Below are 13,814 nucleotides of genomic sequence, written 5' to 3' on the forward strand. Positions count from 1 at the left end.
GCTTTTTTAGGCGGAACGCGCCGCAGGTATTTTCAAAGGCCGTCTGGAAAGTAGTTAGGCTTGGCAGTTTTTCCAATAAAAACAAGATGAAACAAATGAAAATCCGGCGGCTGAAATTGACCGTCTGCCTGAAAAAGCGGATAATTCCGCCCCGATTCCGAATATTCTTTCAGACGGCCTCATCTCTGATGTTCAGGCCGTCTGAAAACTTTTTTGACAAAGCAAAACCATGAAAGCACCCGAACTCCTCCTCCCCGCCGGCGGTCTCGAGCGCATGCGCGCCGCCTACGATTACGGCGCCGATGCAGTGTATGCCGGCAGCCCGCGCTATTCGCTGCGCGCGCGCAACAACGAATTTGCCAAGCTCGACGTGTTGGCGCAAGGCATTAAAGAAGCGCACGAGCGCAATAAAAAATTCTTTTTAACCGTCAATACCCTGCCGCACAATTCCAAGTTGAAAACCTTTGTTTCCGATATGGAACCGCTGATTGCGATGAAGCCCGACGCGCTGATTATGGCCGATCCCGGGCTGATTATGACTGTGCGCGAAAAATGGCCGGAAATGCCGGTTCACCTTTCCGTTCAAGCCAATACCACCAATTATTGGGGCGTGAAATTCTGGCAGAACGTCGGCGTCGAGCGCATCATTCTGTCGCGCGAACTTTCCATGGAAGAAATCGCCGAAATCCGTCAAGAATGCCCCGACATCGAACTCGAAGTCTTCATCCACGGCGCATTGTGCATCGCCTATTCCGGCCGCTGCCTGCTTTCGGGCTATTTCAACCACCGCGACCCCAATCAGGGCACCTGCACCAACTCTTGCCGCTGGGATTACAAAGTTCATGATGCCGTTGAAGACGACATGGGCGATGCCAGATTATTGCAGGGTTTCAACTTTGAAAAAGCGCAGGAAGAAGCCAACCAAAACTTCGAAGGCATCAACGGACAGCAGCGCCATCCCGCCGCCAACAAAGTGTTTTTGATCGAAGAGAGCAACCGTCCGGGTGAAATGATGCCGATTATGGAAGACGAGCACGGCACCTACATCATGAATTCCAAAGACCTGCGCGGCATCGAAGTGGTCTCAAAACTCGCCGAAATCGGCGTGGACAGCCTGAAAGTGGAAGGCCGCACCAAATCGCTGTATTACGTCGCCCGCGTCGCCCAGTCTTACCGTAAAGCGATTGACGACGCCGTCGCAGGCCGCCCGTTTGATTACAGCCTGCTTTCCGAGCTCGAAGGCTTGGCCAACCGCGGCTACACTTCTGGCTTCTTGGAACGCCACCAAACCCAAGACTACCAAAACTACCTCAGCGGCCACTCGCTCGCCAAACAAAGCCAATACGTCGGCCACGTTACCGAAATCGACGCCGAAGGCTGGGCGACCGTAGAAGTGAAAAACCGTTTTGCCGTCGGCGATACGCTGGAAATTATCCATCCCAGCGGCAACGAAACCGTCAAACTCTCCGAAATGACGCGCAAAGGCGCCGCGGTAGATGTCGCGCCCGGCAACGGCATTCAGGTGAAAATCCCGAATATGGCGGGCAAGGATAAGGCGCTGATTGCACGGGTGATGAATCCTTGATTTTGCCGTTTTCAGACGGCCTGACCCATGCTAACCCGACAAAAATAAACAAATTCCGTTTTGTCAGGAAGCCCTAGCGGCCAAATAATTCCGAAACCATTTTAATCTGTTCTTCGGTAACGGCTTGTTCGCCAATTTGGGAAGCAATCGCAAATTCGCCGCTTAAGCCTTTTGCCAGACATGTCTCCTGCCAGCCTTGCAGGCGTTCTTCGTCTGTGCGTTCGTTTTTAACCGTGCGGATGATTTGGGTGGTTTGTTTGAGCGTGTCGGTCATGATGTGTTACCTATGTAATGCCACCGAGCAATAATTTTCAGGCGGCATTTTGAATTTTTCAAAATAGTTTAATCATTTTAATCAGTTGGGCCATTCGTAGGCAATTCTTCAACATTGATAATGCCGTCTGAAATTTGTCAGTTTTGCAGCGTTTCCCCTGAATTGCGCTGCCCGCCCGGATTTCATCAGGGCGCTTGATTATTTAAATGTCAAGAGTAGCGGTGTGGCGCGTTTGTAGGCTTGAGACCGTCTGAAAAAATACTGATTTTCAGACGGTCTGTTTGGGAAAGTTATTCGTTTGAAATATAAAGGAAAGCAGTCGGGTAAAAACTGTAAATTCGGTTTGTTGCTTAAGAAACAGCAAAAAAATGTCAAAATTTAAAAATAATTTTGACAAATATTTACCTGTAAATTAATAATAGTGCCAATGCCGATTTGACACAGCTTGCGGGCACAACAGCTAAAGCGTTTTTACTCATCTGCTGTTTTTATTCCTTTCTTTCTTTGGCCCGTTGTGTTACACACTTCGGGTCTTTTTGTATGTGGAAAAAACATGATTACTTTGGATAATGTTTCCAAACGCTATCAAACCCGTGAAAAATCGTGGTTTACCGCCGTCGAGCCTTTGAGCCTCGAGATTAAGGCGGGCGAAATTTTCGGGCTGATGGGTTATTCCGGCGCGGGAAAATCCACGCTGCTGCGCCTGATCAACCTGCTCGAAGAGCCGGATACCGGTAAGGTAACGGTGGACGGCGAAGAGCTGACGGCGCTTTCGGCTTCCGCGCTGCGCAAGGCGCGGCAGAATATCGGGATGGTGTTCCAGCAGTTTAATCTGTTGAGTAACCGCACCGTGGCCGACAATGTGGCGTTTCCGCTGGAAATTGCGGGTTGGCCGTCTGAAAAAATCCGTGCGCGCGTGGTTGAATGTTTGGAAATCGTCGGTTTGCAGGAGCGTGCTCAGCATTATCCGTCGCAGCTTTCGGGCGGGCAGAAACAGCGCGTCGGTATCGCCCGTGCGTTGGCGTCGAATCCTAAAGTGATTCTGGCCGACGAGCCGACGTCTGCACTCGACCCGGCGACAACGCGCAGCGTGTTGGAATGTTTGGAAGATATTAACAAACGCTTTAATGTCACTATCGTCATCGTTACCCACGAGATGAGCGTGTTGCGCCGCCTGTGCGACCGCGCTGCGCTGCTGCACCACGGCAAGCTGGTGGAAGTGGTGGATGTTTGCGGCAACCAAATCCGCGCGCAATCCGAAATCGGGCGCGAACTGACTCGGGAGGACTGAAATGGCTGATTTGACTTTCGCCCAAGCCGCCACTACCATCAGTGCCATGAAAGGCGAGATTGTTCAGGCGCTTTGGGAAACTTTTGTGATGGTCGGCCTTTCCACGGCGTTTGCGGTAGTGTTCGGCACGCTTTTAGGCATCGGTCTGTTTGTGACCGCCAGCCGTCAACTTCATTACAACAAACCGCTGAACCTGCTGCTTGACAATCTGGTCAACCTGATGCGGGCGTTTCCGTTTGTGATTTTGATGATTGCCATGATTCCGGTCACGCGCGCACTGATCGGCAGCACCATCGGCCCGATTGCCGCCTCGCTGGTGCTGAGCGTTTCCGGTCTGTTTTATTTCGCCCGTCTGGTCGAACAGAATCTGCGCGAAGTGCCGCGCGGCATTATCGAAGCCGCTATCAGCATGGGCGCGACGCCGGCTACCGTGATTTTCAAAGTATTGCTCAACGAAGCGCGCGCCGGCATGGTTTCCAGCATGACCGTTTTGGCAATCGGCCTGCTTTCATACAGCGCTGCGGCGGGTATGATTGGCGGCGGCGGTTTGGGCGATTTGGCCATCCGCTACGGCTATTACCGCTATCAGACCGAAGTCATCATTTTCATCATTGCCGTTTTGGTTTTGCTGGTTATCATTATGCAGACCACCGGCAACCTGATTGCGCGCCGTCTCGATAAGCGTTAAATTTCACACTTTTCAGACGGCCTGCATCCCTGCATCAAAGGCCGTCTGAAAATATTTTTTACCACACAGCAAATACAGGGAGTATTTCATGCAGACTTTATTGAAAACCTTCTCAGCTGCCGCGCTGGCCTTAGCGCTGGCTGCCTGCGGCCAGCAAGAAAACGCTGCACCGGCCGCTTCGGGCGCGGATAAAGCCGCCGCCGATAAAAAAGAAATCGTCTTCGGCACCACCGTCGGCGATTTCGGCGACATGGTCAAAGAACAGATCCAGCCCGCTTTGGAGAAAAAAGGCTACAAAGTGAAACTGGTTGAGTTTACCGATTACGTCCGCCCCAATCTGGCACTGGCCGAGGGTGAGTTGGACATCAATATCTTCCAACACAAACCGTATCTCGATGATTTCAAAAAAGAACACAAATTAGACATTACCGAAGCCTTCCAAGTGCCGACCGCTCCGCTGGGTCTGTATCCGGGCAAACAGAAAGCGTTGGCCGACGTTAAAGACGGCGCCAGCGTTTCCGCGCCCAACGACCCGTCAAATTTCGCCCGCGCCTTGGTGATGCTCAACGAATTGGGCTGGGTTAAACTGAAAGACGGCATCAACCCGCTGACCGCGTCTAAAAACGACATCGCCGAAAACGTGAAGAAAATCAACATCGTCGAACTCGAAGCAGCCCAACTGCCACGCAGCCGCGCCGACGTTGACTTCGCCGTCGTCAACGGCAACTACGCCATGAGCAGCGGCATGAAACTGACCGAAACCCTGTTCCAAGAGCCGAGCTTCGCCTACGTCAACTGGGCGGCTGTCAAAACAGCCGATAAAGACAGCAAATGGCTGAAAGACGTGGAAGAAGCCTACAATTCGGAAGAATTCAAAGCCTACGCCAAAAAACGCTTCGCCGGTTACAAATACCCGGCCGCATGGGGTGAAAGCGCCGCCGCAGGCGCAAAAGCCGGAGCCGCTTCAAGCGCAGCGGCATCCGCAGCTTCCGCTGCGAAGTAATCGGCTTGGAAAGCTGTTTGCAATATATCAATATATAAAGACCGGTCGGAAGGCCGGTCTTTTTGTTTGGTGCGGTAAATTGGGTTTCAGACGGCCTTCAAATGCTCTTTTGGGATTTCTGTAAAAGTTCCAAAAATAAGAAACGCCTGCCTGAATGCCGTTTGAAACGACTCATCACTCAACCGGCGTCATTCCCGCGTAGGCGGGAATCCACGTTTGATTTTCTGAAATTGTGTTAAAACAAAACATTGCCTGTTTTTAACCGTGGATTCCCGCCAGCACGGGAGTGACGTCCGTGAAATTTTGATTGTTGCAACAATCTCGGTTTGAGACTTTTGCAATCATCGAACAATGCTTGCTTAAAGGCCGTCTGAAAACCCGTTGCAAAAGTCACGGAAGTTTTTCAGACGGCCTTATATTCTGCTATTCTGCGGCGGCGGTTTTATAGTGAATTAAAATAAGAAAGATACAAGGCGCAGACAGTACGGGGAGTACGGGACAGATAAACTTGGCGCTTCAGCACCTTAGTGAATCGTCCTCTTTGAGCCCGGCCGCAGCCAACGAAGTAGATTTCTTAATTTTAATTCACTATATCAGCCCATCAGGTTTTTAAACCACAGCACAATGCTGTCTAAAGTACGCTTGAACCAGTTGGCTTCGCCGACGGTGTCGAGGGCGACGACGTCTTTTTCGGCAATCATTTCATTGCCTTTCATGATTTTGAGTTTGCCCAAAACCTGACCTTTTTCGATCGGCGCGAGCACGGGCTGCATGGTTTCCAATACAGGTTTGATGCTGCTGCCGGTGTCGTGCGGGATGGTGATGTAGGTGTTGTCGAGGAAACCGACGTTTACAGCGTCTGCGCTGCCTTTATAAACTTTGACGCGCGAGATGGCTTCGTCGGCGCTGTATAGCTTGGGGGTGTCGAAGGCTTGCAGCGCCCAGTTGAGCAGTTTGCTGCTTTCGGTGGCGCGCGCTTCTGTGGATTCGGTGCCGACGATGACGGTGACGATGCGGCGGCCGTTGCGTTTGCTGGAGGCGGCGAGGTTGTAGCCGGCGCTTTCGGTGTGGCCGGTTTTGAGGCCGTCGACGCTGGAGTCGCGGTAGAGCAGGAGGTTGCGGTTGGGTTGTTCGATGTTGTTGTATTTAAACGATTTAATCGAGAATACGGGGTAGTATTTCGAGTAGTCGTTGATCAGCGCGGCGGCCAGGATGGCGAGGTCGTTGACGGTGGAGAGGTGCCCTTCGGCGGTGAGGCCGGTGGGGTTTTTAAACCGGGTTTTTTCCATGCCGAGGCGGCGGGCTTCTTCGTTCATTTTTTTGACGAAGTTGTCGACGGAGCCGTCGCCCATGGCTTCGGCGAGGGTGATGGCGGCGTCGTTGCCGGATTGGACGACCATGCCTTTAATCAGGTCGCTGACGCTGGCGGGAACTTTGGGGTTGAGGAACATCCGCGAGCCTTCGACGGTGCGGCCGGCTTCGGAGACGGTCAGCATTTGGTCGGGTTTGAGGGTGCCGGCTTCCAGCGCTTTGAAGGCGAGGTAGGCGGTCATCATTTTGGTAAGCGAGGCGGGTTCGATTTGGGTGTCGGCATTGTGGGCGGCCAGCGTTTGGTTGCTGTAAACGTCTTTGGCGATGTAGGCGGCGGCGGTGATTTCCGGCGGGGTGATGCTGCTGTTGATGGTGTTGCCGGCGACGGAGGCGGCTTGCGGTGCGGGCGCGGAGGCTTCTGCGGCTTTGGGCGCGGAAGCGGGCTTGGCTGCGGGTTGGGGCGAGGCAGCGGCTTGGGTGGCGAGGAGGGCGGTCAGGCTGAGGCTGATTAGGGGTTTTTTCATCATTTCGGCGTGTGTTTTCTTGATGGGAGGCTGAAACGGAAATCCGTCGGAGATGTGTGCCGCCGCGCGGGCGGCGTCTAGAAAATCGTGCATTATACCGACCCGCGCTTGATTTGCTAAGATTTTTCTTGCTTTCAGACGGCCTCGGGGGTATGGTTTTACCTTTTCGCGACAGGGGTTGACGAGACCTGTGTTGTTGTAGCTTTATTGTTGATTATTCTAAATATTTTTTCTTAACCGATCATGAACTTCCGCCCCTCTTATTCTGATTACCTTATCCGCATTCTGACCGCTTCTGTTTACGATGTTGCCGTGGAAACGCCGTTGGAAAGCGCGCGCGGGCTGTCAGGCCGTCTGAAAAACAACATCCTGCTCAAACGCGAGGATTTGCAGCCGGTATTTTCCTTCAAAATCCGCGGTGCGTACAACAAAATGGCGAAACTGCCGAAAGAGGCGCTGGCCTGCGGTGTGATTGCCGCCAGCGCAGGCAACCATGCACAGGGCGTGGCTTTGTCGGCGCAGCGTTTGGGCTGCCGCGCGGTGATTGTGATGCCGAAAACCACGCCGCAAATCAAAATCGACGCGGTGAAAAACCGCGGTGCGGAGGTGGTGTTGGAAGGAATGTCGTACAACGATGCTTATGATCACGCGGTCGGACTGGTCAAGCGCGACGGCCTGACCTACATCGCGCCGTTTGACGACCCCGACGTAATCGCAGGGCAGGGCACGGTCGGCATGGAAATTGTGCGCCAGCATCCGGATAAAATAGATGCCGTGTTCGTCCAAATCGGTGGTGGCGGCCTGGCGGCGGGCGTGGCGGCGTTTATCAAACAGGTTCGCCCCGACATCAAAATCATCGGCGTGCAAACCCACGATTCCTGCTGCATGAAACAGTCGGTCGAGCAGGGCAGCATCGTGCATCTGAAAGACGTCGGCCTGTTTTCAGACGGCACGGCGGTGAAAGTTGTCGGCGAAGAGACGTTCCGCCTGTGTAAAGACCTGCTCGACGACATCATTACCGTCGATACCGATGCCGTCTGCAGCGCAATCAAAGACATTTTCGACGACACCCGCAGCATCATGGAGCCCGCAGGCGCGCTCGCACTGGCCGGCCTGAAAACCTATATCGCCCGCACCGGCGCGGAAAACAAAACCTTCGTCGCCGTCACCAGCGGCGCCAACATGAATTTCCACCGCCTGCGCCACGTTTCCGAGCGCAGCGAATTGGGCGAGGGTAACGAGGGCATTTTCGCCGTAACCATTCCCGAGCAGCCCGGCAGTTTCCGCAAATTCATCAACCTCATCGGCAACCGCAGCATTACCGAGTTCAACTACCGCTACGGCGACGATAAAAACGCGCACATTTTCGTCGGCATGCAGACCGCCGGCTCGCGCGACCGCGCCGTCATCGTCGAACAGCTCAACAACGCCGGCCTGCCCAACCAAGATCTGACCGACGACGAAATTTCCAAAATCCACATCCGCTACATGGTCGGCGGGCGTACCGAAAAAGTCGTCCACGAGCGCCTCGTCAGCTTTGAATTTCCCGAACGCCCGGGCGCGCTGGCGCTGTTTCTCAACCAAATGCAGGGCGACTGGAACATCACGCTGTTCCACTACCGCAACCACGGCGCCGACTACGGTCGGGTTCTGGTCGGCATCGATGTCCCCCCGCATGACGAAGCCGCATTTGCCGCGTTTTTGGAAAATCTCGGCTATCTTTATCAGGATGAAACGCACAACGAAGCGTATCAGTTGTTTTTGGCGTAAAGATTGGAAAGAGACAGGCCGTCTGAAAGTTCAGACGGCCTTTTTGTTCAATACCCCTGCGGAATATGCTTGAAATACAGCATCACGCCGTACCAGACCAGCGTTGCCGCCGCCGCGCCGAGCAGTACCCACGCGCTGATTCGCACGATTTCGCGCAGGGCGCGTTTCTGCTTGCGGCTGAACAGGCGGCGGACAATCAGCGCAATCAGGGCGAAGAGAAAGAAGATGCGGAGGATGCGGCCTATCATGGGGTCTGAATGAATGGTTGCTGTCGGAAAGGGAAACGGGATACCGTCTGAAAAAATCATGTCGGCAGAAGTTTTCAGACGGCCTCAAGCCGCGCAGCCGTCTTTGAGGCCGTCTGAAAAACAGCCCGCCTGAGTGCAAGCGTATGCTCGTGCACAAAGCGGATTCGAGCCGTTATAATACCCTCTTTGCCGCGCCATTTGGAAACTGAATATCATGACTGCAAACGCTGCATCAGGCTTGGTTACGCCTCAGAAAATCCCGTTTGAAACCCCGCTGGTTTTGGAAAACGGCCAGACGCTGCCGCGTTTTGATTTGATGGTGGAAACCTACGGCACGCTCAATGCCGACAAAAGCAATGGCGTCTTAATCTGCCACGCGCTCTCGGGCAATCATCATGTGGCCGGACGGTATTCGGCAGACGACAAATATCCCGGCTGGTGGGACAGCATGGTCGGCGAAGGCAAACCGATTGATACCGAACGCTTTTTTGTCGTCGGGCTGAACAATCTCGGAGGCTGCCACGGCAGTACCGGCCCTTTGTCGGAAAACCCCGCCAACGGCCGCGATTACGGCGCCGATTTTCCGATGGTGACGGTTAAAGACTGGGTAAAATCGCAGGCGCTGTTGGCCGATTATTTCGGCATCTCGCAATGGGCGGCGGTGGTCGGCGGCAGCTTGGGCGGCATGCAGGCGCTGCAATGGACGATAGACTTCCCCGCACGCGTGCGCCACGCCTTGGTCATCGCTTCCGCGCCGAAGCTGTCCACCCAAAACATCGCGTTCAACGACGTTGCGCGGCAGGCCATTCTGACCGACCCCGATTTCTGCGGCGGCCATTACGCCCGCGAAGGCAAAATCCCCAAACGCGGCCTGCGCATCGCCCGCATGATGGGGCACATCACCTATCTCGCCGAAGACGGCTTGGGCAAAAAATTCGGCCGCGACCTGCATCCGGACGGCCTTCAATACGGCTACGGCGTCGAGTTTCAAGTCGAATCCTATCTGCGCTATCAGGGCGACAAATTTTCCGAACGCTTCGATGCCAACACCTACCTTCTCATGACCAAAGCGCTGGACTATTTCGACCCCGCCGCCGCATTCGGCGGCAACCTTACCCGTGCCCTGCAACACGTCGAGGCCGGATTCTTCGTCGCCAGCTTCAGCACCGACTGGCGCTTCGCTCCCGATCGTTCGCACGAATTGGTCAAAGCGCTCGTTGCCGCGCAAAAATCCGTTCAATACATCGAAGTCAAATCGCTGCACGGCCACGACGCATTTTTAATGGAAGACGAAGCCTATATGCGCGCCGTCGCAGCCTATATGGACAACATAGCGAAGGAGGACGAAGCATGAACCTGCGCGACGATTTGCAGTTGATTTACGACTGGATACCCGAAGGCAGCCGCGTTTTAGACTTGGGCTGCGGCGACGGCGAACTGCTCGCCGCCTTAGTGGCGCACAAAAAATGCAGCGGTTACGGCATCGAAATCGACACCGACAGCGTCATCGCCGCCATGAGCCGCGGCGTCAACGTCATCCAAGCCGATTTGGAACGCGGTCTCGAAGCCTTCGGCGATCACAGCTTCGACGTCATCGTCTTAAGCCAAACCATCCAAGCCATGCAGAATACCGAGCTGATTTTAAAAGGACTGATGCGCGTCGCCACCCAGGCCATCGTCAGCTTCCCCAACTTCGGCTACTGGCGAAACCGTCTGCAAATCGGTTTCGGCGGCCACATGCCCGTTTCCGAGCGCATGCCCTACCATTGGTACAACACCCCCAACATCCATTGGTGTACCCTGAAAGATTTCGATCTGCTCTGCGCCAAAAACAAAATCCGCATCCACGAACGTGCCGTCATGGCCGGCAGCAAACAGGTGAAATACCTGCCCAACCTGCTCGGAAGTCTGGCGTTTTACCGTGTGGGGTAGGGTGGTTTTCTTATCAATTAAAGTGGACAAAGGCCGTCTGAAAAAAGTTGTCTGCTTGAATATTGGAAAAAATGTTAGAAAATTTTCGTATTCGTTGTTTATGGGTTGGGAAAATAGGTTTTCAATTTTGACACAGAGCCCACCCGCGAGGGTGGCTGACTCACCACGATAGTGACCACCAGCAATTGCAATGGTTTCAATACACAGCCACCCGCGAGGGTGGCTGAGCGCGTTGCCGAGAAAAGTAGAGGCGGTCGGCGGTTTCAATACACAGCCACCCGCGAGGGTGGCTGAAAGAGAAGTGGGCTAAACAGATTATCTTCAGCGTTTCAATACACAGCCACCCGCGAGGGTGGCTGCAAGCGCATTGAAGAAGACCCGCTTCGATACTTAGTTTCAATACACAGCCACCCGCGAGGGTGGCTGAATATTCTCAAGCGGGGGGAAATTGACAATCAGGGTTTCAATACACAGCCACCCGCGAGGGTGGCTGTGTGACGTTCTTTGATTTGCTTAAAGCTCGATATGTTTCAATACACAGCCACCCGCGAGGGTGGCTGGAGCAAAACGTGCCGTGCAAATGTTTGCTTATCCTGTTTCAATACACAGCCACCCGCGAGGGTGGCTGAAAGGTGCTGAATGATGTCTATTGTACGAGCAAGTTTCAATACACAGCCACCCGCGAGGGTGGCTGGTGTAATCGCGCACTTCAACATATGCTTTAGAGTGTTTCAATACACAGCCACCCGCGAGGGTGGCTGCAAGTGTCCAGCCACGATAAGCTGCGATGTATTGTTTCAATACACAGCCACCCGCGAGGGTGGCTGAAAGGTGCTGAATGATGTCTATTGTACGAGCAAGTTTCAATACACAGCCACCCGCGAGGGTGGCTGGTGTAATCGCGCACTTCAACATATGCTTTAGAGTGTTTCAATACACAGCCACCCGCGAGGGTGGCTGCAAGTGTCCAGCCACGATAAGCTGCGATGTATTGTTTCAATACACAGCCACCCGCGAGGGTGGCTGTTAATCCCAATGCAATATCATGGTGAGCAGAAGTTTCAATACACAGCCACCCGCGAGGGTGGCTGTTTTGGACATACCAACCCTTGTTGTGCCAAACGTAGTTTCAATACACAGCCACCCGCGAGGGTGGCTGGGTTTCTGACAGGCTATGATGTTGCCGTAAGAATGTTTCAATACACAGCCACCCGCGAGGGTGGCTGCCAAGCAGGCGGCAAAGGCGGAGGCGGAGGCACGGTTTCAATACACAGCCACCCGCGAGGGTGGCTGGGCTGGCTCAGTTCGCTACTTTCCTCAATATCGGTTTCAATACACAGCCACCCGCGAGGGTGGCTGAGAGCTGCTGCCTCAAATCCAAACGGCGACCATCGTTTCAATACACAGCCACCCGCGAGGGTGGCTGTTAAGCCCTTTTCAAACAGGGTTTAAAAATGGAAGTTTCAATACACAGCCACCCGCGAGGGTGGCTGGTCGTCAACTTCTAAACGGAACGTAAGGTCTTGGTGTTTCAATACACAGCCACCCGCGAGGGTGGCTGCATAACGGAACGGATAACGCTTTATCCTGCCATGTTTCAATACACAGCCACCCGCGAGGGTGGCTGTGCGATACCAGCTAAGGCTTGTGCCACCGCGTCGTTTCAATACACAGCCACCCGCGAGGGTGGCTGACAAAACTGGGAGAAACAACGCCTTGAGCTTGGTTTCAATACACAGCCACCCGCGAGGGTGGCTGTTTCATCTGATTACGCGTGGCGACACCAGTACGTGTTTCAATACACAGCCACCCGCGAGGGTGGCTGAATAGTCGCGCTTTTAAACAAAGTGGTATTGGCGTTTCAATACACAGCCACCCGCGAGGGTGGCTGGGCTTCTGTTTTTAATACAATTAATGTTTTTGCTGTTTCAATACACAGCCACCCGCGAGGGTGGCTGGCCGCCTCAATCAACAATTTCTGACCTTCTTTAGTTTCAATACACAGCCACCCGCGAGGGTGGCTGTCGGGACGTAGTTCTTGTCATACTCTACTTGCTGGTTTCAATACACAGCCACCCGCGAGGGTGGCTGTCGTGGGTGGCGGTAAAAATTACACCCGAAAAGTGTTTCAATACACAGCCACCCGCGAGGGTGGCTGCTTTGGTCTTGTCCTCAACACCGTTCTCAATAGGGTTTCAATACACAGCCACCCGCGAGGGTGGCTGGTTGTTTTCTTCAATTTCTGCAACAGTTGGTGTGTTTCAATACACAGCCACCCGCGAGGGTGGCTGGTCTTTACTGTAATCGGAAACACCACACCAAGCGTTTCAATACACAGCCACCCGCGAGGGTGGCTGTTGTTAGCTTGTAAACATGGTGATTATCATGCCTGTTTCAATACACAGCCACCCGCGAGGGTGGCTGTAAAAAAATGGAAAACTACATTAATAAATTGAAAGTTTCAATACACAGCCACCCGCGAGGGTGGCTGGTTTGGTGCGCAGGATTTGGTCGAACTTGAAGACGTTTCAATACACAGCCACCCGCGAGGGTGGCTGCTGTCCAGTAAAAAACTGACGATGCGGGTGGTGGGTTTCAATACACAGCCACCCGCGAGGGTGGCTGGGCATCTTCCGAAAGCACAGCCAATCAAGACTTACAAAGCCCCGATTCGCCAAGCTTCCGAAAAAAGCCGTGCGGCAAGTATAACACAGCCCCCGTTCGTGCACACCCGCCGTCTAATATCCTGATTGTTAAAGAACAATCCGCCCGCGCCAACCTCCCCGCATTTTCATGCGCACCACAGGTTGGCGCTAGACAATCAGCGTATCGCCGAAAATATCCACCGCCGGTTTTGCGCCGTGGTGTTCCACCTTGCGCCGCCATTTGCTGCCCAAGTGATAAAAGCGCAGGCTGTCGGTTTTTGGCTCGTAAGCATCGAGTAATTTCCTTTTCAAAACAACCCATTGGTCGGGCGCGATGTCGCATTCAAACACCGAATACTGCACGCGCACGCCATAATCTTGGCAGATTTTCGCCACACGGCGCAGGCGGGTGGCGCCCTCGCGGTCGTCCAGCGAAATATCGTAAGTAATCAACATCAGCACAATGTTTCCCCCTGTTTTTCAGACAGGCATTGCAGGCCGTCTGAAACGCTTATAACCAGTTTTCAGACGGCCTCAAAGGCT

The 13,814-nt window shown here is 53.8% G+C and carries 11 protein-coding genes and 1 CRISPR repeat array; of the genes, 7 read left to right on the forward strand and 4 right to left on the reverse strand.

The features are described 5' to 3' along the window. Positions 1 to 229: 229 nt before the first annotated feature. Positions 230 to 1,585 (forward strand): prephenate-dependent tRNA uridine(34) hydroxylase TrhP, encoded by a 1,356-nt coding sequence (trhP, locus tag BG910_RS09420; RefSeq protein WP_089036613.1) that lies wholly within the window; start codon positions 230 to 232, stop codon positions 1,583 to 1,585. 73 nt (positions 1,586 to 1,658) lie between these two features. Here trhP and BG910_RS09425 read toward each other — a convergent pair whose 3' ends face one another. Next, positions 1,659 to 1,859, reverse strand: a complete 201-nt coding sequence (locus BG910_RS09425) for a hypothetical protein (RefSeq protein ID WP_089036614.1) — start codon at positions 1,857 to 1,859, stop codon at positions 1,659 to 1,661. A 553-nt stretch (positions 1,860 to 2,412) separates the two neighbouring features. On the opposite strand from BG910_RS09425, the gene BG910_RS09430 reads away from it, so the two are divergent. The 3 genes from BG910_RS09430 (at position 2,413) to BG910_RS09440 (ending at position 4,841) form a co-directional block, all read left to right on the forward strand. Further along, a complete protein-coding gene (locus tag BG910_RS09430) occupies positions 2,413 to 3,150 on the forward strand; it encodes a methionine ABC transporter ATP-binding protein (protein ID WP_089036615.1) in 738 nt (245 codons plus the stop codon). A 1-nt stretch (position 3,151) separates the two neighbouring features. Beyond that, the gene (locus BG910_RS09435; RefSeq protein WP_089036616.1) at positions 3,152 to 3,838 is read left to right on the forward strand and encodes a methionine ABC transporter permease; all 687 of its coding nucleotides are present in this window, start codon (positions 3,152 to 3,154) and stop codon (positions 3,836 to 3,838) included. Between the two features lie 88 nt (positions 3,839 to 3,926). Next, complete coding sequence (locus BG910_RS09440) at positions 3,927 to 4,841, forward strand: MetQ/NlpA family ABC transporter substrate-binding protein (protein ID WP_089036617.1); 915 nt, start codon at positions 3,927 to 3,929, stop codon at positions 4,839 to 4,841. A 593-nt stretch (positions 4,842 to 5,434) separates the two neighbouring features. Here the strand turns inward: BG910_RS09440 and BG910_RS09445 are convergent. Further along, positions 5,435 to 6,676: a D-alanyl-D-alanine carboxypeptidase family protein gene (locus BG910_RS09445; RefSeq protein ID WP_089037225.1), complete on the reverse strand. Its 1,242-nt coding sequence runs from the start codon at positions 6,674 to 6,676 to the stop codon at positions 5,435 to 5,437. Positions 6,677 to 6,919: 243 nt separating this feature from the next. Here BG910_RS09445 and ilvA point away from each other — a divergent pair, with 243 nt between their 5' ends. Further along, positions 6,920 to 8,446, forward strand: coding sequence for a threonine ammonia-lyase, biosynthetic (gene ilvA, locus BG910_RS09450; RefSeq protein ID WP_089036618.1), 1,527 nt, complete (start codon positions 6,920 to 6,922; stop codon positions 8,444 to 8,446). Between the two features lie 47 nt (positions 8,447 to 8,493). On the opposite strand, the gene BG910_RS09455 is transcribed toward ilvA, so the two are convergent. Next, on the reverse strand, positions 8,494 to 8,694 hold the full coding sequence (locus BG910_RS09455) for a protein MIGRI (protein WP_089037226.1): 201 nt from the start codon (positions 8,692 to 8,694) through the stop codon (positions 8,494 to 8,496). Positions 8,695 to 8,908: 214 nt separating this feature from the next. Between BG910_RS09455 and metX the strand changes: the two genes are divergently transcribed. Both metX and metW read left to right on the forward strand, forming a co-directional pair. After that, a complete protein-coding gene (metX, locus tag BG910_RS09460) occupies positions 8,909 to 10,048 on the forward strand; it encodes a homoserine O-succinyltransferase MetX (protein ID WP_089036619.1) in 1,140 nt (379 codons plus the stop codon). Next, positions 10,045 to 10,626, forward strand: coding sequence for a methionine biosynthesis protein MetW (gene metW, locus BG910_RS09465; RefSeq protein ID WP_089036620.1), 582 nt, complete (start codon positions 10,045 to 10,047; stop codon positions 10,624 to 10,626). Before metX ends, metW begins: the two co-directional genes overlap by 4 nt. Positions 10,627 to 10,819: 193 nt before the next feature. Next, positions 10,820 to 13,251: a CRISPR direct-repeat array (repeat unit 33 nt; unit sequence GTTTCAATACACAGCCACCCGCGAGGGTGGCTG). 188 nt (positions 13,252 to 13,439) lie between these two features. On the opposite strand, the gene cas2 is transcribed toward metW, so the two are convergent. Next, positions 13,440 to 13,733, reverse strand: a complete 294-nt coding sequence (cas2, locus tag BG910_RS09470; protein ID WP_089036621.1) for a CRISPR-associated endonuclease Cas2 — start codon at positions 13,731 to 13,733, stop codon at positions 13,440 to 13,442. Positions 13,734 to 13,814: the final 81 nt, after the last annotated feature.

It is taken from the genome of Neisseria chenwenguii (genome assembly GCF_002216145.1).
Classification (GTDB): domain Bacteria; phylum Pseudomonadota; class Gammaproteobacteria; order Burkholderiales; family Neisseriaceae; genus Neisseria; species Neisseria chenwenguii.